The following is a 20,384-nucleotide window of genomic DNA, read 5'->3' as shown; positions in this document are numbered from 1 at the left end:
GCCCCGGATGTCCCGCCGTCACCACCCTTGATTAGAACAAGTCCAAACTCGGAGCAAGCTCTTTAGAATGATTCCGAATTGTGAGCCGGCATGAGAGAGGTCGCGTCCGCGCCGCGTGAAACCGCAGGCCGGCCAAGGGTTTGTGGTTGAAAAGGCGAATGCCGGGCGGTCGGACGGGGAGCGCGTGCTAGCTCACGAATGCGTGAAGCGGCGGAGAATCGCGGTTCTCCGCCGCTTCGAGGCGACGCGTGGGAGGATTGGAATGAGGGCGCGCTAGGCCGCGACGGCGTGGTCGAGGGTGGCGGCGACGAGACTGGCGAGGTCCGCCGCCTCGTTGCGGATGTCGGGCACCGCGGTGCATTCCCACAGGACGCCGCGCAGGAGCGGCCCGAGGATCCAGAGCGGTCCCCCGCCCTCCCCGGCCGCGTCACGGACCGCCCGGTAATCCACCCCCGCATCGAGGCCGAGCCCGAACGGGCCGGGCCGCACGAGCCCGCGCTCGAACAGGCGCCGCAGCAGCGGATCGCGGTTCTCCTTGAGATGACCGAAGCCGGTGGCGTCGATCATCGCCTGGACGGCAAGGCGCTCCGGACGCTCGGCCCCGCGCAGGCGCAGAGTCACTACCGCCTGCGACGCCTCGTCCTCGACATCGATCAGGCGCCCGGCCCGCACGGTGAGGGCGCCGCGGGCGATCTCGTCGGCGATGGTTTGCGCGGCGGGCGGCGCGGTGCGGTGGCGGTGCACGTCCCAGAACGGGCGCAGATGGCGCTGGAACCGAGCCTGCTCCCGCGGCGGCAGGCTGCGCCAGATCGTGTCGGTGAGCGGACGCAGGGCGTCGATGACGCCGTGCCAGCCGACGCCCGCCTCCGCGGCCCGCGCCACTTCCGTGCGAATGCGGGCAAGAAGCCGCCTTAGGGAGGCGAAATCGGCCGGCTTCAAATCCGGGGTGGGCCAGAGGTCGGCCGGGGCGTGGGCGTTCGGCAACAGGCCGCGGCGCGACAGGGCGAGGATCGCGCCGGTAAAGCCCTGCGCCCGCAGACTCGCCACCGCGTCGAGCATGGTGAGGCCAGTGCCGACGATGAGGACCGGCGCGTGCGGGTGAAGCCGGCCGAAGCTGTCCGGGGCCCAGGGGTCGAGGCTATGCCGGCTCTTGGGTGCCGCCGAGGCCAGATTGCCCATGGCGAGCACGGCGCCGGCGACCCTGTGGACCTGCCCGCCCTCGGTGCGCAGCAGCAAGCCGCCGGCCCGCGGCTCCAGATCGACCACCGCGTCATGGACGAGGCGCAGGCGCGGCGCCCCCGGCCCGGTGACGGCCACGGTCAGCAGGTCGGTGAGGTAGCTGCCGTAATGGCCCCGTGCCACGAAGGTGCCGGCCGGCGTCGTCACGACGCCATCCTTGAAATCGGTGCCGGCAAGCCATTCCTCGAAATGGCCCGGCCGGTCGGGAAAGGCGCTCATATTGGCGGCGCGCACGTTGAGGAGGTGGGCCGGGTTGCCGGTGCCGTAGGCGAGCCCGCGCGCGAAGCTGCCCCCGCGCTCGCACAGCAGCACCGGCTGCTCCGGCGGCAGGGTTGAGAGCGACTGAAGCGCGGCCATGGTGCCGCTGAACCCCGCGCCGATCACGGCGATGGGGGGCAGGCTTGCCGGACGGGTCATCGTGTTCGATCCCTTGCGTGAAACGCCCCCGATCATCGCGACGGCGCTTCCCAGACTGGGAGCGCGGCGGCATCCACGGCCCGCGGCAGCAACCCCTCGGCGCGGAAGGCGTCGGCGATGGTCTGCTGCTCCGCCAACCCGGCGCGGGTCACCGGCTCGACCCGGTAGGAGCGGCGGGCATTGGCCCGTTTGACGATCTCGGGCTCGATCTTCCACAGGGCGCCCAGCCGCGCGGCGGCGGCATCGGGGTTGGCCTTCACCCAGGCGCCGGCCTCGCGCAGCTTGGCGACGAGCAGGGTCAGCACGTCGGCGCGCTTTTCGGCGTAGGCGTCGGAGGCGAGATAGTAGCGCTTGTAGGCCGAGAGCCCGGTGCCATCCCGCAGGATGCGCGCCCCGGCCTGAATCTGCGCGGCGGAGAGAAACGGATCCCAGGCCACCCAGGCCTCGACGCTGCCGCCGGCCAGCGCGCTGCGCCCATCCGCCGGGGTGAGGTAGGCCGGATTGATGCTCTTGAAGGGCAACCCCTCCGCCTTCAGCGCGGCGAGCAGCAGGTAGTGGCTGCCGGCGCCCTTGGTGACCGCGACCTTGCGGCCCTTCAGGTCGGCGACCGTCTTGAGCGGGGAATCGCCCGCCACGAGGATCGCCTGCGCCTCCGGCGAGGCCGCTTCCTGGGCGATGTAGGTGATCTTGGCATTCGCCGCCTGCGCGAAGACCGGCACGGTGTCGGCGACATCCGCCGAGACGTCGATGCGGCCGACATTCAGCGCCTCCATGATCGGCAGGCCGCTGGTGAATTCGTGCCAGGAGACCGTGACGCCGAGCGGCTTCAGGGCCGTTTCCAGGGCGGCATCCTCGCGCAGCAGCGCAATCAGCGCCGAGGAGCGCTGGTAGCCGATGCGCAGGGTGGATTCCTCTGCCATGGTCGGATTGCGATCGAGGACGAGACCCAGCGTCAGGCCGGCGAGGACGAAGCGGGCGGCGGACCGGCGGTTCATGGGGGCTTTTCTGTTTCGATCGGAGGCGAACGGGACGGGTGTTTCCCCGCCCCGCGACGGGGGCGGAGCGAGCGGGATGAGAAGCCGTCAGCTTCCCGGCTTGCGCACGGCCCCGGTGATCTCGACCGTCTTCGGCACGAGCTTGAGCCCGTGGAAGGTGTCGGCGATGCGCTGCTGCTCGGCCGTCACCGCCGCGTCGAGGGGGCGGATGCCGTAGCTCTGGCGCTTGAGCGCGACGCTCAGGATCGGCGCCGGGATGCCGACGGAGGGGCTCAATTCCTTGGCCACCGCGTCTGTGTTGTCCCGCGCCCAGGCATCGACCTCGGCGATGGCCGCGACGATGACGTCGAGCGCCGGGCCGTTCTCGGCGGCGAAGCTCTTGGAGGAAAGATAGAACTGGTGGTTCGGCACGAGGCCGGTGCCGTCGGTGAGCACCCGCGCGTTGCCGCCGGCTTCGGCGGCGGCGAAGTACGGATCCCAGATCGCCCAGGCATCGACCGCGCCGCGCTCGAACGCCGCCCGCGCATCGGCCGGCGCGAGGTAGACGGGGGTGATGTCGGCGAGCGTCAGCCCCGCCGCCTCGATGGCGCGCACCAGCAGGTAGTGCACGTTCGAGCCCTTGTTCAGCGCGACCTTCTTACCCCGCAGATCCGCCACCGACCGGACCGGACTGCTCTTGCGCACCAGGATCGCCTCGCCCTGGGGCGCGGCGGGCTCGTGGGCGACGTAAGCCAGCGCGTCGCTCGCGGCCTGGGCAAAGATCGGCGGAGTCTCGCCGGCCGAGCCGAAATCGACGGCCCCCGCGTTCAGCGCCTCCATCAGCGGCGGGCCGGAGGGGAATTCCGACCAGAGCACCCGGTAGCCGAGCGCCTTGAGCTTGGGTTCCAGGGTGCCGCGGCCCTTGAGCAGCACCAGCGTGCCGTATTTCTGGTAGCCGATCCGCACCACCCGCTCCTGCGCGTGGGCGGCCAGCGACAGGCTGGCGAAGATCAGCGCGGCGAGCGCCAGCCACAGGCGCGGCAGCAGCAAGGACGGGGGAACGGGGCGGGTGCGGGCAAGCATCTGACAAAACTCCCCGATCAGTGGGCGCTGACGCGGCGGGTCGGCACGATGTCGTTGGCGATGACCTCGCCGAACGGGCCGTTGTTGCGCGCCGTGCTCGGCGCCGTGCCGGTGGTCGCGCGCAAGGGGAGCTTGGGGAAGACCAGTTCGGCGAAGCGGTAGGCCTCCTCCAGATGCGGGTAGCCGGAGAGGATGAAGCGGTCGATGCCGAGATCGATGTACTCCTTCATCCGGTCGGCGACCTGATCCGCCGAGCCGACCAGAGCCGTGCCCGCCCCGCCGCGCACGAGGCCGACGCCGGCCCAGAGGTTGGGCGAGACCACGAGCTTGTTCCGGTCGCCGCCGTGCAGCGCCATCATCCGGCTCTGGCCGACGGAATCCTGGCGCTTCAGGGTCGCCTGCGCCTGGGCGATCGTGTCGTCGTCGAGCCGCGAGATCAGCCTTTCGGCCGCCTCCCAGGCCTCGCCCTCGGTTTCGCGCACGATGACATGCAGGCGGATGCCATAGGAGAATGTTTTGCCTTTCTTCTCAGCGGCCTCGCGCGCCTTGGCGATTTTCTCGGCGACACCGGCCGGGGGCTCGCCCCAGGTGAGGTAGACCTCGCAATGCTCGGCCGCGACCTCGATCCCGGCGGGCGAGGAGCCGCCGAAATAGAGCGGCGGATAGGGCGCCTGGACGGGCCGGAAGATCACCCGGCCGTTCTCGGAGCGCAGGTGCTTGCCCTCGAAGTTGACGGTCTCGCCGGCCATCAGCCCGCGCCAGATGTGAAGGAACTCGTCGGTGACGGCGTAGCGCTCATCGTGGTCGAGGAAGACGCCGTCGCCCTTCAGCTCCACCGGATCGCCCCCGGTGACGACATTGATGAGGAGGCGCCCGTCCGAGATCCGGTCCAGCGTCGCGGCCATGCGGGCGGCCACTGATGGCTCCTGCAAGCCGGGGCGCACGGCGACGAGGAAGCGCAGGCGCTGCGTCAGGGGAGCGAGCGCCGAGGCGACGACCCAGGAATCCTCGCAGGAGCGCCCGGTCGGCAGCAGCACGCCGTAATAGCCGAGATCGTCCGCGGCCTGCGCGATCTGACGGAGATAGGGCAGCGAGACGTCGCGGGCGCCTTCCGAGGCGCCGAGATAGCGGCCGTCGCCATGGGTGGGCAGGAACCAGAGGACGTCGGTCTTGCCGTCGGTCTGTACGCTCATGGAATACGCTCCGAAAAATCGCTAAAAAGTCAGGCGCGGTGGCCGAGAAGCCGGTCGAGGATGCGGCCTTCGAGTTCGGCCAGAGCCGGGTCGCCGCGGCGGCGGGGGCGGGGCACGTCCACGGCGACATCGAGCGCGATGGCGCCCTCCTCGACCACGAGGATGCGGTCGGCCATTGCCACCGCCTCGCCGACATCGTGGGTGACGAGGATCGCGGTGAAGCCCTGGTCCGCCCAGATCCGCTCGATCATCGCCTGCATCTCGATGCGGGTGAGCGCGTCCAGCGCCCCGAGTGGCTCGTCCAGGGCCAGCAGCGCCGGGCGGCTCACCAGGGCGCGGGCGAGCGCCACCCGCTGGCGCTGGCCGCCGGAGAGCGTCGCGGGCCAGTTGCCGGCCTTTTCCGCCAGCCCGACCTCGTCGAGGACGGCGAGCGCCCGCTTGCGCCGCTCGGCCCGGCCGATCTCGCGCCCGAGCCCGACGGCGACGTTGTCGGCGACCCGCGCCCAGGGCAGTAGTCGCGGCTCTTGGAACATGATTTTTTTGGATTGGGCCGCGCCGTTTCCTGCGCCGCCGTTCACGCTGACCCGGCCGGCGCTCGGTTCCTCGAGGCCGAGGATCAGGCGCAGCAGGGTGCTCTTGCCGCACCCGGAACGGCCGACCACGGCGACGAACTGCCCGGCGGGCACGTGCAGGTCGAGCCCACGGATGACGGGGGCGCCCCCGTCGAAGGTCTTGGAAAGGCCGCGCAGGGTGATGGCGAGGCCGGCGTCGCGCGGGTGCGCGGCGGCGTCCTCGACGCGCAGGGCAGTGGCAGCGGACATGGAACTCACTCGCGGTTCGGATCAGGCGTTGCGGTAGGCCGGGTTCCAGGCGAGGCAGCTGCGTTCCAGCGCCCGGGTCAGGCTGTCGGCCAGCTTGCCGAGGGCGGCGTAGATCAGGATCGCCAGCACCACGACATCGACCAGCATGAACTCGCGGGCCTGCATCGCCATGTAGCCGAGGCCGGAATTGGCCGAGATCGTCTCGGCGACGATCAGCGTCAGCCACATGATGCCGAGCGCGTAGCGCACGCCGACGAAGATCGAGGGCAGCGCGCCCGGCAGCACCACGCGCCAGAACAATTCGCGCCGGTTCATGCCGTAGACCCGGCCCATCTCGATGAGCTGCGGATCGACCGAGCGGATCCCGTGCAGGGTGTTGGCGTAGACGGGGAAGAACACGCCGAGCGCCACGAGGAACAGCTTGGCCCCCTCGTCGATGCCGAACCACAGGATCACCAGCGGGATCAGCGACAGGTGGGGCACGTTGCGCACCATCTGCAGCGTGGTGTCGGTGAGCTTTTCCGAGAGGTTCGAGAGGCCATTGGCGAGCCCGAAGGCCAGCCCGATGCCGCCGCCCACGAGGAAGCCGGCCGCCGCGCGGGCAAAGCTCACCCACAGGTTCTCCCACAGCTCGCCGGTCTGAGAGAGGCGCCAGCCCGCGGCGGCCACATCCAGCGGCGCCGGCATGAACCGGGTCGAGACGAGCCCGAACGAGGCCGCCGCCTGCCAGCCGAGGATTACGAGCGTCGGCAGCAGCCAGGGCAGCAGCTGGGCCGTCGGCAGACGCGAGGGTTGGCGCGGGAGGGGGGCGGCGGCCTCGGCGCGGTGCGCGCGGCCGGGGAGCGATCGGATCGCGGCGGAATCGGCCATGGTTCGGCTCACCCGTTGTTCTTATGTCTTGTTGGCGGTCTCGGGCGGCGTCCAGACGATGTCGGACACCTGCACCGGGCGGGGGATCACGCCGATGGCGTGGAAGCGGTCGGCGATGCGCTGCTGCTCGGCGATCACGGGGGCATCCATCGGCGCGATGACGAAGCGGATGCGCTCGACGGCGCGGCGCGTGGCGGCGAGCGGCACGCCGGTGATCTTCGACAGGCTCGCCGCGACGCTGGCATGGTTGCCCTCGCACCACACCGCGACCTCGCCGAGCGCGGCGAGGGCCGTCGTCAGGACGTCGGCCTGCGCCTCGGCGAAATCCTTGTTCGCGAGGAAGAAGTTATTTGTGGGGGTGATGTCCGAGGCCCGCACGAGGACGCGCGCGCCCTGTCCCTCCTCGGCGATGGCGAAATAGGGATCCCACACTGCCCAGGCGTCGATCGTGCCGCCGGCAAACGCCGCCGCGCCGTCGGCCGGGGCCAGCAGAACCGGGGTGATGTCGCGGTAGGTGAGGCCCGCCTTTTCCAGGGCGGCGACGGTGAGGTTGTGCGCGCTCGACCCCTTCGAGAAGGCGACGCGCTTGCCCTTGAGTTCGGCGAGCGTGGTGAGAGGCGAATCCTTCGGCACGAGGATCGCCGAGCCCGAGCCGCCATGGGGCTGGGCTGCCGCGTAGACGAGATTTGCGCCCGCGGCCTGGGCGAAGATCGGCGGCGCGTCGCCGGTCTGGCCGAAATCGATCGCGCCGAGGTTCAGCGCTTCGAGAAGCGGGGGCCCGAACGAGAACTCGACCCAGCGCACGCTCACGCCCTGCGGCTTCAGCGCGGCCTCGATCGCGGCCTGCTCGCGGGCGACCGCGAGGATGCCGTTCTTCTGGTAGCCGATGCGCAGCACGCCCGGCTCGCTGGCGCGGGCATCGCGAAGCGGAAGTGCGGTGCCGGCCAAAGCGAGGCAGGCCGCGAGGAGGCGGCGACGGTCGAGCATCGTCATCTCAGCGCGCTGCGGCCGTCGCCAGCGGCGCCGGGACGGAGGCGATGTGCGCGACGTCGAGGAGCCGGGCGAGTTCAGCCGCGGCCTGCGCCACGCGGGTCCGCACGATCTCGTCGGCGACGCGGCCCTCGGCGATCTCGGTGTCGCCGGCATAGACGGCGGTCGGCGCCGTCTGCGCCGAGAAGAAGCCGAAGAGCGGGCGCAAGGAGTGCTCGACCACCAGCGCGTGGCGCGGCCCGCCGCCGGTCGCGGTGAGCACCACCGGCTTGCCGATCAGCGCCTCGGGGGCGACGAAATCGATCAGGTGCTTGAACAGCCCCGCATAGCTGCCCTTGTAGACCGGCGAGCCGACGATCAGCGCGTCGGCCGTCTCGATCGCCTCCACGATCCGCGCCGCCGGCAGCGGCAGGGCCGAACGGCTCGCGACCGCAATGCCGGTGCCGGCATCGACGAGATCGTAGACCTTCAGGTCGATCGGGCGCTGGCGCGACAATTCGGCGGCCACCGCCTCGACCAGGGTGCGGGTGCGGGAGGGGCGGTGCGTGTTGCCGGAGAAGGCAACGATCCGTGCGGGCATCGCGAATGATCCGAGGCAAGGCCGCGGCCAGGGAAGAGCGGTGCCGGAAACCTCCTGAAGGAGTGTCTCTAGCCTCAAATCTTCGAAGGGCTGCGGAGCGTTGTTGGGGCGTTGTTGTCCTGAGATTTAAAGACTTGGAGCCGCGCAAATCAACGGATTGTTTTTGCGTTGTTTTTCTAAGGTAGAGGACAGTTCTCTCGCTGCGCGCAGCGGGGCAGAGAGATTCTTTTTGCGCTCCTTCGCAGCCTCGGGCGCTCCGAGAGAGCATCGCCGGAGTCGGGGTTGGAGCCCTCGCGCGCGACCGTTCTGACCTGGGCGCAGGGCTGCCTCCCGGTCATGCGCCTGTCGCGTCCGGCCGGGATGACCATGTTGCGGCGCTCGTATTGCAGTGCAGCACAGGCGCCGCCCGGAGCATTCTGTATGGCATCCCTGCCGATCCTCGCGCTCGCCGTCGCCTCCTTCGGCATCGGCACCACCGAGTTCGTCATCATGGGTCTCCTGCCGGAGATGGCGCGCGACTTCGACGTCACGATCCCGCAGGCGGGCCACCTCGTGTCCGGCTACGCGCTCGGTGTGGTGATCGGCGCGCCGCTCGTGGCGATGGCGACCGCGCGCCTGCCGCGCAAAGCGGCCTTGCTCGCTTTGATGGCGGTGTTCACCCTCGGCAACCTCGCCTGCGCCCTGGCGCCGAGCTACGAATGGCTGATGGCCGCGCGGGTCGCCACCGCCTTCGCCCACGGCGCCTTCTTCGGCATCGGCGCCATCGTCGCGCGCAACCTCGTGCCGCGCGAGAAGCGCACCCAGGCCGTCTCGCTGATGTTCGCCGGGCTGACGCTCGCCAACGTTCTCGGCGTGCCGCTCGGAACCGCGCTCGGTCAGGCCTTCGGCTGGCGCTCGACCTTCTGGGCGGTGGTCGGCATCGGGCTCCTGGCAGGCGCGGCCATCGCGCTGGCCCTCCCCGGCGGGATGCCCGGCACGCGCGGCGGCTTGGCAAAGGAGTTCCGCGCGCTCGGGCGCTGGCCGGTGCTGCGGCCGATGCTGGTCTCGACCCTGTCCTCGGTGAGCTTCTTCACCGTCTTCACCTACATCGCGCCGTTCCTGCTCACCGTGACGCATCTGACGCCCGGCGGCGTGACGGGGGCGCTGTTCGCAGCGGGTGTCGGCCTCACCGTCGGCAATCTCGCCGGCGGCTGGCTCGCCGACCGCAGCCTGATGCGCACGGTGCTCGGCAGCTTCATGGGCCTGATCGCGGTGCTCGTCGTGTTCTCGCTGGTGGCGCCCTTCACCTGGCCGGCCCTGGCGGTGCTGGTGCTGTGGAGCGGGCTCGCCTTCGCCCTGGTCTCGCCGCTCCAGGTCTGGGTGGTGGAGGCGGCCAGCGACGCCCCGAACCTCGCCTCGACCCTGAACCAGGGCGCGTTCAATCTCGGCAACGCCATGGGCGCGTGGGTCGGCGGCACGGCCCTGACGCTCGGCGCGGGCTATGCGGAGCTGCCGGCCCTGGCGGCCGTCGTCTCGCTCCTCGGGCTCGGCCTTGCCGCCACGGCGGTGGCGCGGCCCCTGTGGTCGTCCCTGGCGGCGAGCCAGGGACGGTCGTGACGGCCGGCATCGCTGCCCTGGAGCACGCGATGCAAGAGTGCTTTCCGGCGAAGTGGACGCCGGTTCGGCGAAAGAAAGCGCGTCAAAACAAAGATTTAGTGCCGTATCCGACCTGATGCAATCAGAGCGGATACGGCACTAATGGACGGGTCGGATCACATCGGCGGGGTGAGGCCGTCCTTGCCCACGGCGACGAGCTTGCCTTCGAGCTTGCCGCCGTCCTTGGCCGCGACCACGAAGATCTTCGCGCCCGGCGTCAGGATCGACTTGTCGGCGGGGTCGAAGGCGACGATCGGCGCCTTGGGCGGCACCACGATCGTCTTCGAGCCGTCCTTGTCGTAGGTCACGGTGAGCGTGCGCTCGCCGCCGCTGCCGGAGCCCGTATTGCTGCTGGCCACGGTGGCGTTGGTCATCGAACTCTTGACCTTCGGCGCGCCGCCAGCAGCGCCGCCGGCCTTCACTGTGCCGTTGGTCATGGAGCTCTTCACCACCGGCCCGCTGCCGCCCGCCGTATGGTCGGGGATCGCGTCCCAGCCGTAATGGCCCTCAGCCGTGCCGCGCATGGATTCGGGGAACAGCACCACTTCGAGGGCCGTCATCGGATTCTCGCCCTTGGTGGCGGTGCCGATGAAGGTGCCCTCCTTGATCTGGTCGAGGCTCGACTTCACCACCCAGGCGAACTTGGCGCCGCCGACCTGCACCGTCTCCGACGTGCCGTCCGTGGTCTTGATCGTGACCGTGCCGGCGTCGCTTTTTTCGATCGTGCCGCGCACCCGCTGAAGCTCGGCTGCCTGGGCGGCACCCGCGAGCGTCGTCAGGGCGGCGACCGCGAAGGCGGTCCGCATCGTATGGAACATGAGATTCTCTCCGTTTGAGTTCGGAGAGAAGGGTGGCGCGGCGCCGGAGCCTTTCAAGATTGCGCGCAAAATGGTGATGCGCAATCTGACTTATTTTGCCCACAGGCGCCGGGGCCAGCCGGGGCGGCGATCCGCCCTCGCCCCGTCCTCGCTCAGTCTTCGATTCCTTGCGCCCGGCGCCGCGCGGCGCGGATCTTCTCCATGCGCGAGACCGAGAACACGGAGGCCTCGTAGAGAAGCAGCATCGGGATCGCCAGCGAGAGCTGCGAGATCACGTCCGGCGGCGTCAGCACCGCGGCGGCGACGAACACCAGCACGATGGCGTAGCGCCGCTTCTCCCGCAGGAAGGCCGCGTCGATCACCCCGATCTGGCCCAGAAGCGTGAGGATCACCGGCATCTGGAACGCGAGCCCGAAGGCGAAGATCAGCGTCATGATCAGCGAGAGATACTCGTCGACCTTCGGCAGGAGCTTGATCGTCGCCTCGCCCGGCTGCCCGATCTGCTGCAGCGAGACCGAGAACTGGATCAGCAGCGGCATCGCCAGAAAGAACACGACCAGCGCGCCGAGCAGGAAGAAGATCGGCGTCGCGACGAGATAGGGCAGGAAGGCCTGGCGCTCGTTGCGGTAGAGGCCCGGCGCGACGAAGGCGTAGACCTGCGTGGCGATGACGGGGAAGGCCAGGAAACCCGCGCCGAACACGCTGAGTTTGATGTTGGTGAAGACCTGTTCGAGGAAGTGGGTCGCGATCAGCTCGGCATTCTGCGCCCCCACGATCGAGACGTAGGGGTAGACGAGAATGTTGTAGATCTGTTTCGAGAAGAAGAAGCAGGCGAAGAACATCACGATGAACGCGATCAGCGACTTGATCAGTCGCGAGCGCAGTTCGATCAGGTGCTCCAGAAGGGGTGCCCGCGAGGCCTCGATCTCGGCCTCATCGCGCTCGTCGCTCATGGAGTCGGGCCTGTCTCGGGCTTGATGGGAGAGGTCTCGACGGCCTGTGCCGGAGCCCCGTGCATCGGGTCGGCCTGCGGGCCGGGCGTCGGGCGCGGCACGTCGAAGCTGCCCGTGTCTTTCGCGCCGGCGCTGTTGCTGCCGGAGCCGGGACGGCCCTCGACCGCGCTGCGGATCTCGTTGCGGATGGTGTCCACGGGGTTGAAGGTCGGGCGCGCGGAATCGACGGTGCGCTTGACGCCCTCGACGTCGCGGCGGACCTCGTCCAGCTCCGCCTCGCGGATCGCCTCGTTGAACTGCGACTGGAACTCGCCGGCCATGCGCCGGACCTTGGTGGTGATCTGGCCCAGCGTGCGCAGGGCTTTCGGCAGATCCTTCGGCCCGATGACGATCAGGGCGACGCCGCCGATCAGCATCACCTCGCCCCAGCTCATGTCCAGCATTGCGTCGTCCGTCCCGCGAGGCCGCGCCTGTCGAGGACGGGCGCGCGGCCCGCGCTATCCTGCCCGGAGCCGATCTTCAACCGTACCCGAAAGCCGTCGCGGCCCTTGCGCGCCCCGTGTTGAGCCTGTCGGTCAGACGGCCTTATGGTCGCCCGCTGGCACATGCGGCTGCGGGGCGGTGCCCGGCGCGCCCTGATGCGGCAGCGTGCGGACCGGATCGTTCGGGCCGACCGGGGGAGCGCTGGTCGTCGTCGTCGGCTGGGTCTCGTCGTCGGCCATGCCCTTCTTGAAGGCCTTGATGCCCTTGGCGACGTCGCCCATCAGCTCCGACACCTTGCCGCGGCCGAACAGCAGCATGACGACGACCGCCACGATGACCCAGTGCCAGACACTCATGCTGCCCATGGCAACCTCCTACGCCGCACCAACTCCGGCGGCGCCTCCACTTGAATTGGGGCGAACCTAGGGATCGAGTGGCGCGAACACAAGCAGTGCAGGGCGCACAGGCGGGCAAAGGCTGCGCAGGGCTTGCCCTTCTTTGTCGCACGCCGCCTCGTGGCCGGGCGCCCCGTCAGGCCGTCGGAGGCGAAAAGCGCCCCGCGGAGCGGACGCCGAGGCCGTGAAGGCGGCTGCCGGTGTTCGAGGCCAGAAAAGAGGCAGCGTGAGCGCCGTTATGCGATCGCGAAGGCTTCTTCGAAGCGGGCGCGCGCCTCGGCGACGTCGAGGGCGTCCGGAAGCGTGAGGCGGGCGAGCGCGGCCTCGGCCCGGCGCGCGCCCTCCCCCGCGAGATCGGTCGCGGCCTCGGCGACGGCCCGCATCTCGTCCATGCGTCCGTTGCAATGGAGAATCACGTCGATGCCGGCGCGGTAGGCGGCTTGCGCCCGCTCGCGGAACGGGCCCTGGAGCGCGTGCATCGACAGGTCGTCGGTCATCAAGAGGCCGTCGAAGCCGATCTCGCCGCGCACGATCTCGCGGATCACCCGCTCCGACAGGGTGGCGGGCTGCTCGGGGTCGAGGGCGGTGAACACCACATGCGCGCTCATGGCGAGCGGCAAATCGGCGAGCGCCCGGAACGGGCGGAAGTCGCTCGCGCCCAGACTCACGCGGTCGGCCTCGACCACCGGCAGGTCGAGATGGCTGTCGCAGGTCGCCCGGCCGTGACCGGGAATATGCTTGATGACCGGCAGCACCCCGCCCGCCATCAGCCCCTCGGCCACGGCGCGGCCGAGTTCGATCACCCGCTCCGGCGTGTCGCCATAGGCCCGGTCGCCGATGATGTTGTCCGAGCCCGCGACGGGGACGTCGAGCATCGGCGCGCAATCGACATTGATGCCGACCGAGGCGAGGTCATGCGCCATCAGCCGGGCGCCGAGCCGGGCGATGGTTGCGGCATTGTCGCCGAGGCCGCCGAAGCGGCCGCCCGCGGGATATTTCGGCCAGTGCGGCGGGCCCATGCGCTGCACCCGCCCGCCCTCCTGATCGATCAGGATCGGCGCATCCGCCCGGCCGACCGTCTCGCGCAGGGCGGCGGTCAGGGCACGCACCGCGTCCGGCGTGCCGATGTTGCGCTTGAACAGGATGAAGCCCCAGGGCCGCAAATCGCGGAAGAAGGCGGCCTCCTCGGGCGTCAGCGTCGTACCGGAACAGCCGAGGATGACGGCGCGGGGCGTGCTGGCGGAGGTCATGCTGGCAGAAGTCATGGGGCCGGCGTTCCTCGGAATCGGGCGAGACGGGCGAGCGGGCTTGCAGCAATCGGAAAAAGGCCGAGCGCGGATTCGACCCCGCTCACGCCCTCATCCTGAGGTGCCGCGACGCGGCCTCGAAGGATCGTCCAGGAATCGCGGGGGATCTGGAAGAGCCTTCGAGGCCCGCCGACGCGGGCATCTCAGGATGAGGGATCGAACGGGACGATCGGCGTTGAGCCGGCCGATGCGGCGGGGGCTCGCCTCAGTTCTTGGCGACGAAGCACTGGCCGCCCGCACCCTGCAGCGCGCTGCACAGGCTGGAGGCCTCGTTCTTGGCGAGCGGCCCGACGCGGACGCGGAACAGGGTCTTGCCGTTCACTTCGGCCTGCCGGATCAGCTCGGGCTTGCCGGACAGCTGGCTGTACTTGCCCTGCATCTCACGGAAGGCGGCCCGCGCCTCGCTCTCGCTGCCGCGCACGCCGAGCTGGACCGAGTAGCCGCTGATCGGCGCCGTGAGCGAGGCGGAGGAGGTGGTGGCCGGCTCGGAGGTGCTGGCGGTGGTCTCGGGCGAGACGGAGGCGACGCGCTGCGGCGCCTTCGGACGCGCGGCCGGCGCCTCCGGCGGTGCCTCGGCGACGGGCGTGGTCGCCGGTGCCGTGGCCAGGGTGCGCGACGCGGAGCGACGGGGCTCCGGGGACGGCGTCGCGGTGCTGTCGGGCATCGTCATGGTCGGGATTGCCGAGACAGGCGCCTGAGCGGTCTCGGCCGCGGGTGCCGGCGGCTGGTGGACCGGCGTGTCCGGCTTGACCGAGACGGTGCGCACCCGGCGCGGCTCACCGAACGTGTCGGACAACGTGCTGCCGGGCGTCGCGCCGCCCTGCCCCGGCTCGCCGCCGTCATTGCGGGCGGCAGCGGTGCGGGCGGCTTGGTTGACGTCGAGCGGCTGCTCTTCGCGGTTGACGATCTTGATCTGACCGTCCTTTGCGTTGCGGTCGTAGATCTGCTTGTTCTGGTCGGGAATCTCGACGCCGTCGGTCGCTGCCGGCTGCACCTTCAGCGGGGTCTTGTCGGCGAGCACGGTGATCGGGCCGCCGCTGCCACCGCCATGGGTGCCGCGCCACGCCAGGGCACCGCCGACGCAGACGGCGACCACGGCGAGGCCCGCGCCGACCTGGACGAGGCGGTTGCGGCCGCGCGGACGGTCCGCAGGCCGCGTCCGGTAAGTCTCGTCGGCCTCGGCGAAGGCCGCCGGATCGGTCGTGCCGTCGGCGTACATGCCCTGCTCGACCGAGGCGAGATACTGGTCGAAGGCGTCCGCCGGGCTCTGGGACTGGCCATGCGGCTGACCCTGCATGTCGGCATGCGCCGGATTCCGGGCCGGGTCGTGGGCGGGCTCGTCCACGAAGGTCGGCTCGACGCGGGCCGGACGGCCCGTCTCAGACGCACGCATCACCGGAGCCGCCTCCTGGGCGGCACCCTTCTCCCGCGCTTCCAGAAGGGCGCGGAAGGGATCGTCCTGTCCGACGATGCGGGCAAGCTCAGCGAGCGGGTCGCCCTTGGGTGCGCCCTTGGGGGCGGCCTGCGGCGCCTTCGCCCGGATCGCCTCCTGCGACGTCTGACGCAGCTCACGCTCGAAGGCATCGAAGTCGACCGTCGCGCGCGAAGCGTGTCCCGTCATGGCCTCATCCTCTCAACAACCGTCCTCGGTCACCGCATCTCGTCGGGTGCGGAGACACCCAAAACCGCAAGGCCGGAGGCGAGAACGCCGCCCAAAGCCTCGACGAGGGCTAAGCGAGCCCGGGTGGAGTTTCTGTCGGTTGGATTAACAATCCGTAATTGCGGCAAGTCTTTGCCCTTATTCCAGAAACTATGAAGCGAACTTGCCGTTTCATAGAGATAGAACGCGATTCGATGCGGTTCGTGCGCTGCCGCCGCTGATTCGAGCACCCGCGGATACTGAGCAATCAGACGCATCATCTCGATCTCGCCGGGATCGGTGAGGACCGACAGGTCCGCATCGGCCAGCAGCGCCTGGGGCGAGAAGTCCTCGCCGGGCATCGCCTCGCGGGCCTGGCGCAGCACCGAGAAGCGGCGGGCATGGCCGTACTGCACGTAGAAGACCGGGTTGTCCTTCGACTGCTCCACCACTTTGGCGAGGTCGAAATCCAGCGTCGCGTCGTTCTTGCGGTAGAGCATCATGAAGCGGATCGCGTCGCGGCCGACCTCGTCGATGACGTCGCGCAGGGTCACGAACTCGCCCGCGCGTTTTGACATCTTCACCGGCTCGCCTGCGCGCAAGAGCCGCACGAGCTGGCAGAGCTTGACGTCGAGCCGGGCCTGCCCGTCGCTGACCGCCTTCACCGCCGCCTGCATCCGCTTGACGTAGCCGCCATGGTCGGCGCCGAGTACGTCGATGAGCTCGTTGGCGCCGCGCAGCCACTTGTCGCGGTGATAGGCGATGTCGGAAGCGAAGTAGGTGAAGGAGCCGTCGGACTTCAGCAGCGCCCGGTCCACGTCGTCGCCGAATTGGGATGAGCGGAACAGGGTCTGCTCCCGGTCCTCCCAATCGTCGGGCAACTGGCCCTTGGGCGGCGGCAGGCGCCCCTCGTAGACGAGGCCCTTCTCCCGCAGCGCGTCGAGCAGCTCCGCGACCTTACCGCCGTTCTCGCCCTGAAGCGTGGCTTCCGAGAAGAACACGTCGTGGCGGATGCCGATCGCCGCGAGATCCTCGCGGATCATCGCCATCATCGCGTCGATGGCGAAGCGGCGCACCTGCGGCAGCCATTCCTGCTCGGGCTGGTCGAGGAGTGCCCGGCCATGCGTCTCCGCCAGGCTCATGCCTACCGGCTTGAGGTAGTCGCCGGGATAGAGCCCCTCGGGGATCGTGATCGTCTCGCCCAGCGCTTCCCGGTAGCGCAGATAGGCGGAGCGGGCGAGCACATCGACCTGCGCGCCGGCATCGTTGATGTAGTATTCGCGCGTCACCGGCCGGCCGGCGGCGGCGAGCAGGTTGGCGAGGGCGTCGCCGAACACCGCGCCGCGCCCATGGCCGACATGCATCGGCCCGGTGGGGTTGGCCGAGACGTACTCGATGTTGACCGGCCCGCCCGGCATATGTCCGCGCCCGAACCCCTCGCCCTCGCGGAGCGCGGCACGGATCACGTCCTGAAAAATCTCCGGCGCGAGCCGCAGGTTGATGAAGCCGGGGCCCGCCACGCTCGCCTCGACGATCCGGGGATCGGTGCGCAGTTCTTCGGCCAGCGCCTCGCCGAGCGCCTTCGGATTCTGCTTGGCCTCCTTGGCCAGCACCAGGGCGGCGTTGGTGGCGAGATCGCCATGCGAGGCGTCGCGCGGCGGCTCGACCACGACGCGCGACAGGTCGAGCCCCTCGGGCAGCCGGCCGGAGCGGGTGAGGGATTCGAGCGCCTCGCGCACGCGCGTCTCGAAGAGGGCGAAGATGTTCATGAGGCTCAGTGTTCGTCGTTACCGCGTGCCGGCCCACCCGCGCGTCGGGCGGCCGGAACCGTCCGGGGCGGCATAGCAATGGCGGGCGGGAGTGTCACGGCGCCTCCGCCGGGCCGACCGCGAGTTCCGTCAGCACCGCCCGAAGCGGCTCCGGCAGAGGCACCGGCCGGCGCGTCTCCCGGTCGACATACACGTGGACGAAATGCCCCTGCGCGGCGGCCTCCCCTTCGTCCTCGCGAAAGATCGCGATCTCGTAGCGCACGCTGCTGCGGCCGAGATGGGCCACCCGCACGCCGGCGGTGATCCGATCGGGGAAGGCGACCGGGGCGAAGTAGCGGCAGCCCGTCTCCGCCACGAGGCCGATGACGGGGGAGCGGGCGATGTCGAGGGCGCCCGCTTCCACCAGGATCCCGTTCACCGCCGTGTCGAAGAAGGCGTAGTAGACGACATTGTTGACGTGTCCGTAGACGTCGTTGTCGCCCCAGCGCGTCGTCAGCGGCACGAGCCGGGGATAGGCGGCGCGGGTCTCGCGCGGGGTGGTGCGGTCGGCGCTCAATCAATCCTCCGTCATCTGGCCCCATGCGTGTCCCATGCCGCCTTTCGCGCGGGGACAAGCAGCTCTCTCGGTAGAATGCAGCGTTGCACGCAGGGCGCGAACGGCGGCGTTGTCGAGGCAAGATCCTGCATGGAGACTGCCTCGATGAAGTCCTTCGCCCTCGCCGCCACGGCCCTCGCCACCCTGATCCTCGCGCCCGCAACCGCCGGGGCCCGCGATTTCGGCGGTCATGGCGGGTATGTCGGCGGCGGCCGCCACCATGGCGGCCTCGGCCATCACGGCTACGGCGCCCGCTTCAATCATGCCGGCCGCTTCGGTGGCTATCGCGGCGGGTTTGCCGGCCCGCGCGGCGGCTTCGGGCATCGCGGCTTCGGGGCTCGCGGCTATGGCCATCACGGCTTCGGCTATCGCGGCCACGCCGCGCGCGGCTTCTACGGTCGCGGCTACGGCTACGGCCGGGGTGCCGGCCTCGGCCTCGCGGGGGCCGGGATCGGTCTGGCCGGCGCCGGGCTGGGTCTGGGCCTCGGCCTCGCCGGCGGCGCGCTGAGCGGCGGCACCGGTTGGGGTGGTTACGGCTACGACTACGGCGCGCCCGCCTACGGCTATGCGGCACCGGCCTATGGCTACGGTTACGCGCCCGTCAGCCACGGCTACGCGCCGGTCTACAACACCGGCTACGGCGCGGGCTGCATCTGCGAATAAGAGCGTAAGTCTGACGCTGGCGGGGCCTCACGGGTCCGTCAGCGGCAGGCCGCGGCTCGGCGGGCTCCAATGCAGGTTGGGCGTCGCAGCAAACAGCCGGCCGTGCTCCAGCACCGCGTAGGTGTCGGTCATGCCGGCGATGTAGTCGGCGATGCGCCGGGCGATGCGGGCCTCGCTGGCATTCTCCAGCCCCTCCGACCATTCGGCGGGCATCCGCGCGGGGTCTGCCCGGAAGGCCGAGAACAGGTCGTCGACGATGGTCGCGGCCTTGGCCCGCACCGCCATCACCTCGGGGTGGCGGTACATCCGCGCGAACAGGAAGCGCTTGATGTCGGCATCCGCCGTGGCGATGGCCGGCGAGAAGGCGATGACCGGCTCGTGCGCGGCGCGGATGTCGCCGACGCTGCCCGGCGCCAGCGCGGCGATGCGCGCCTCGCTCTCGCGGATCACGTCCTCGACGAAGCGGGTGATGACCCGGCGCGCCAACTCGTGGATCTTTCGCGACGGCTCCAGGCCGGGATGCAGGGTGTCGATCTCGTCGAGCAACCCGGCCAGGAACGGCACGGTCGTGAGGTCGGAAAGATCGAACAGCCCGGCCCGCAAGCCGTCATCGAGGTCGTGCGCGTCGTAGGCGATGTCGTCGGCGAGTGCCGCGCCCTGCGCCTCCGGGCCGGCGAAGCACGACAGTTCGAGGTCGTTGCCGGCGTTGTACTCCAGAACCGCCGCCGGGATGCCGTCGGCGGCGTGGCGCCGGACCGGCGCGCCGGAGGCGTCGAGGAGCGGGCCGTTATGTTTGACCAGCCCCTCCAGCGTCTCCCAGGTCAGGTTGAGCCCGTCGAATCCGGCATAGCGCCGCTCGAGCCGGGTGACGATGCGCAACGCCTGAGCGTTGTGGTCGAAGCCGCCGTACTCCGCCATGCAGGCGTGCAGCGCGTCCTCGCCGGTATGGCCGAAGCAGGTGTGGCCGAGGTCGTGGCTCAGCGCTAGCGCCTCCGCGAGATCCTCGTCGAGGCCGAGCGCGCGGGCGAGCGCCCGGGCGATCTGGCTCACCTCCAGGCTGTGGGTGAGCCGGGTGCGGTAATGGTCGCCCTCGTGATGCACGAAGACCTGCGTCTTGTGCTTCAGGCGCCGGAAGGCGGTGGAGTGGATGATCCGGTCACGGTCGCGCTGGAAGTCGCTGCGCGTCGGCGAGAACGCCTCGGGGATCAGCCGCCCGCGGGTCGCCGCCGGATCGGTGGCGTAGGGCGCCCGCCAGCGCTCGCCGTTCTGCCGCACCTGCACAATCCTTCCTTTCGCAGCCGCGTTGCGGCCGGCCCTCGCACCCCATATCTTGGGTCGGGTGAAGCCCGCGACAATCGCAGGCTTCACCTTCACGACACCGGTTCGAGAAACGGGGCCGCGCCACGATGGCCGACATCAACCTCACCGCCCGCGCCGCCAAGCGGATCAACGAGATCATGGGTGCCGAGCCCCCCGGCTCGTCGCTGCGCATCAGCGTGAACGGCGGCGGCTGCTCGGGCTTTTCCTACGCCTTCGACATCACCCGCGACCGTGAGGGCGACGACGTGGTGATCGAGCGTGACGGCGCCACCGTGCTCGTCGATCCGGTCTCGCTCGAATATATGGGCGGCGCGACCATCGACTTCGTGAACGACCTGATCGGCCAATCCTTCAAGATCGAGAACCCGCTCGCCACCGCTTCCTGCGGTTGCGGCACCTCCTTCGCAATCTGAGGGCGCGACCCGGTCATCGGAGGCGAACACGATCGCTGTTCCGGCCTCAAGCGCCGACGGCCGCCTCCGCGGACAGTCTCGGTTCGTGGGGCTGTCGCGCCGCGAAGCGGCCTAGGCGGCTTCGCGCGATGGCCCTGCCGTGGCACCGGCGCAATTGCCACGCCTGTGGAAAACCGGCAGGGATGGACGTCACACGGCCCATTCTCGATTTCCCGCCCGATCTCCCG

General features: G+C 70.1%; 20 protein-coding genes. 3 read left to right on the top strand and 17 right to left on the bottom strand.

All coding sequences use genetic code 11. The annotated features are described in order from the left end of the window. Window positions 1-273: 273 nt before the first annotated feature. The 8 genes from ASF53_RS20755 to msuE all read right to left on the bottom strand — a co-directional run bounded on the left by ASF53_RS20755 (window position 274) and on the right by msuE (window position 8,167). The gene (locus tag ASF53_RS20755; protein WP_056203875.1) at window positions 274-1,656 is read right to left on the bottom strand and encodes an FAD/NAD(P)-binding protein; all 1,383 of its coding nucleotides are present in this window, start codon (window positions 1,654-1,656) and stop codon (window positions 274-276) included. Between the two features lie 32 nt (window positions 1,657-1,688). Continuing rightward, on the bottom strand, window positions 1,689-2,651 hold the full coding sequence (locus ASF53_RS20750; protein ID WP_056203142.1) for an aliphatic sulfonate ABC transporter substrate-binding protein: 963 nt from the start codon (window positions 2,649-2,651) through the stop codon (window positions 1,689-1,691). A gap of 87 nt (window positions 2,652-2,738) precedes the next feature. Further along, complete coding sequence (locus ASF53_RS20745; protein WP_056203140.1) at window positions 2,739-3,713, bottom strand: sulfonate ABC transporter substrate-binding protein; 975 nt, start codon at window positions 3,711-3,713, stop codon at window positions 2,739-2,741. Window positions 3,714-3,730: 17 nt separating this feature from the next. Then, on the bottom strand, window positions 3,731-4,906 hold the full coding sequence (ssuD, locus tag ASF53_RS20740; protein ID WP_056203137.1) for an FMNH2-dependent alkanesulfonate monooxygenase: 1,176 nt from the start codon (window positions 4,904-4,906) through the stop codon (window positions 3,731-3,733). Window positions 4,907-4,935: 29 nt separating this feature from the next. Then, window positions 4,936-5,727: an ATP-binding cassette domain-containing protein gene (locus tag ASF53_RS20735; protein WP_056203134.1), complete on the bottom strand. Its 792-nt coding sequence runs from the start codon at window positions 5,725-5,727 to the stop codon at window positions 4,936-4,938. A 21-nt stretch (window positions 5,728-5,748) separates the two neighbouring features. After that, on the bottom strand, window positions 5,749-6,597 hold the full coding sequence (locus ASF53_RS20730; protein WP_056203131.1) for an ABC transporter permease subunit: 849 nt from the start codon (window positions 6,595-6,597) through the stop codon (window positions 5,749-5,751). 21 nt (window positions 6,598-6,618) lie between these two features. Beyond that, the gene (locus tag ASF53_RS20725) at window positions 6,619-7,584 is read right to left on the bottom strand and encodes an aliphatic sulfonate ABC transporter substrate-binding protein (protein WP_502690594.1); all 966 of its coding nucleotides are present in this window, start codon (window positions 7,582-7,584) and stop codon (window positions 6,619-6,621) included. Between the two features lie 7 nt (window positions 7,585-7,591). Then, entirely contained in the window at window positions 7,592-8,167 is a 576-nt protein-coding gene (gene msuE, locus ASF53_RS20720) for an FMN reductase (RefSeq protein ID WP_056203126.1), read from the bottom strand. A 420-nt stretch (window positions 8,168-8,587) separates the two neighbouring features. On the opposite strand from msuE, the gene ASF53_RS20715 reads away from it, so the two are divergent. Beyond that, window positions 8,588-9,763 carry an MFS transporter gene (locus tag ASF53_RS20715; RefSeq protein ID WP_056203123.1) on the top strand — a complete coding sequence of 392 codons (1,176 nt, stop codon included), beginning with the start codon at window positions 8,588-8,590 and terminating at the stop codon, window positions 9,761-9,763. A gap of 155 nt (window positions 9,764-9,918) precedes the next feature. On the opposite strand, the gene ASF53_RS20710 is transcribed toward ASF53_RS20715, so the two are convergent. The 8 genes from ASF53_RS20710 to ASF53_RS20675 form a co-directional block, all read right to left on the bottom strand. Beyond that, on the bottom strand, window positions 9,919-10,620 hold the full coding sequence (locus ASF53_RS20710; protein WP_056203121.1) for a hypothetical protein: 702 nt from the start codon (window positions 10,618-10,620) through the stop codon (window positions 9,919-9,921). Window positions 10,621-10,772: 152 nt separating this feature from the next. Further along, window positions 10,773-11,573, bottom strand: a complete 801-nt coding sequence (tatC, locus tag ASF53_RS20705; RefSeq protein WP_056203117.1) for a twin-arginine translocase subunit TatC — start codon at window positions 11,571-11,573, stop codon at window positions 10,773-10,775. After that, window positions 11,570-12,016 carry a Sec-independent protein translocase protein TatB gene (tatB, locus tag ASF53_RS20700; protein WP_056203114.1) on the bottom strand — a complete coding sequence of 149 codons (447 nt, stop codon included), beginning with the start codon at window positions 12,014-12,016 and terminating at the stop codon, window positions 11,570-11,572. Before tatB ends, tatC begins: the two co-directional genes overlap by 4 nt. Before the next feature lie 132 nt (window positions 12,017-12,148). Next, window positions 12,149-12,421, bottom strand: coding sequence for a twin-arginine translocase TatA/TatE family subunit (locus ASF53_RS20695; protein WP_056203111.1), 273 nt, complete (start codon window positions 12,419-12,421; stop codon window positions 12,149-12,151). Between the two features lie 266 nt (window positions 12,422-12,687). Then, complete coding sequence (gene nagZ, locus ASF53_RS20690; RefSeq protein ID WP_056203106.1) at window positions 12,688-13,716, bottom strand: beta-N-acetylhexosaminidase; 1,029 nt, start codon at window positions 13,714-13,716, stop codon at window positions 12,688-12,690. A gap of 247 nt (window positions 13,717-13,963) precedes the next feature. Then, entirely contained in the window at window positions 13,964-15,379 is a 1,416-nt protein-coding gene (locus ASF53_RS20685) for an SPOR domain-containing protein (protein ID WP_056203103.1), read from the bottom strand. Window positions 15,380-15,408: 29 nt separating this feature from the next. Further along, window positions 15,409-17,166 (bottom strand): arginine--tRNA ligase, encoded by a 1,758-nt coding sequence (argS, locus tag ASF53_RS20680; protein WP_056203101.1) that lies wholly within the window; start codon window positions 17,164-17,166, stop codon window positions 15,409-15,411. A gap of 94 nt (window positions 17,167-17,260) precedes the next feature. Continuing rightward, a complete protein-coding gene (locus tag ASF53_RS20675) occupies window positions 17,261-17,722 on the bottom strand; it encodes an acyl-CoA thioesterase (protein ID WP_056203098.1) in 462 nt (153 codons plus the stop codon). 144 nt (window positions 17,723-17,866) lie between these two features. On the opposite strand from ASF53_RS20675, the gene ASF53_RS20670 reads away from it, so the two are divergent. Then, window positions 17,867-18,424 (top strand): hypothetical protein, encoded by a 558-nt coding sequence (locus ASF53_RS20670; protein WP_056203873.1) that lies wholly within the window; start codon window positions 17,867-17,869, stop codon window positions 18,422-18,424. 27 nt (window positions 18,425-18,451) lie between these two features. On the opposite strand, the gene ASF53_RS20665 is transcribed toward ASF53_RS20670, so the two are convergent. Continuing rightward, window positions 18,452-19,705, bottom strand: a complete 1,254-nt coding sequence (locus ASF53_RS20665) for a deoxyguanosinetriphosphate triphosphohydrolase (protein ID WP_056203095.1) — start codon at window positions 19,703-19,705, stop codon at window positions 18,452-18,454. Window positions 19,706-19,830: 125 nt separating this feature from the next. On the opposite strand from ASF53_RS20665, the gene ASF53_RS20660 reads away from it, so the two are divergent. Continuing rightward, window positions 19,831-20,157 (top strand): HesB/IscA family protein, encoded by a 327-nt coding sequence (locus ASF53_RS20660; protein WP_056203093.1) that lies wholly within the window; start codon window positions 19,831-19,833, stop codon window positions 20,155-20,157. Window positions 20,158-20,384 lie beyond the last annotated feature (227 nt).

Origin of the sequence: Methylobacterium sp. Leaf123 (assembly GCF_001423405.1) — a bacterium.
In the GTDB taxonomy this organism is placed as follows: domain Bacteria; phylum Pseudomonadota; class Alphaproteobacteria; order Rhizobiales; family Beijerinckiaceae; genus Methylobacterium.
This window is presented reverse-complemented; position numbering and strand designations above follow the sequence as displayed.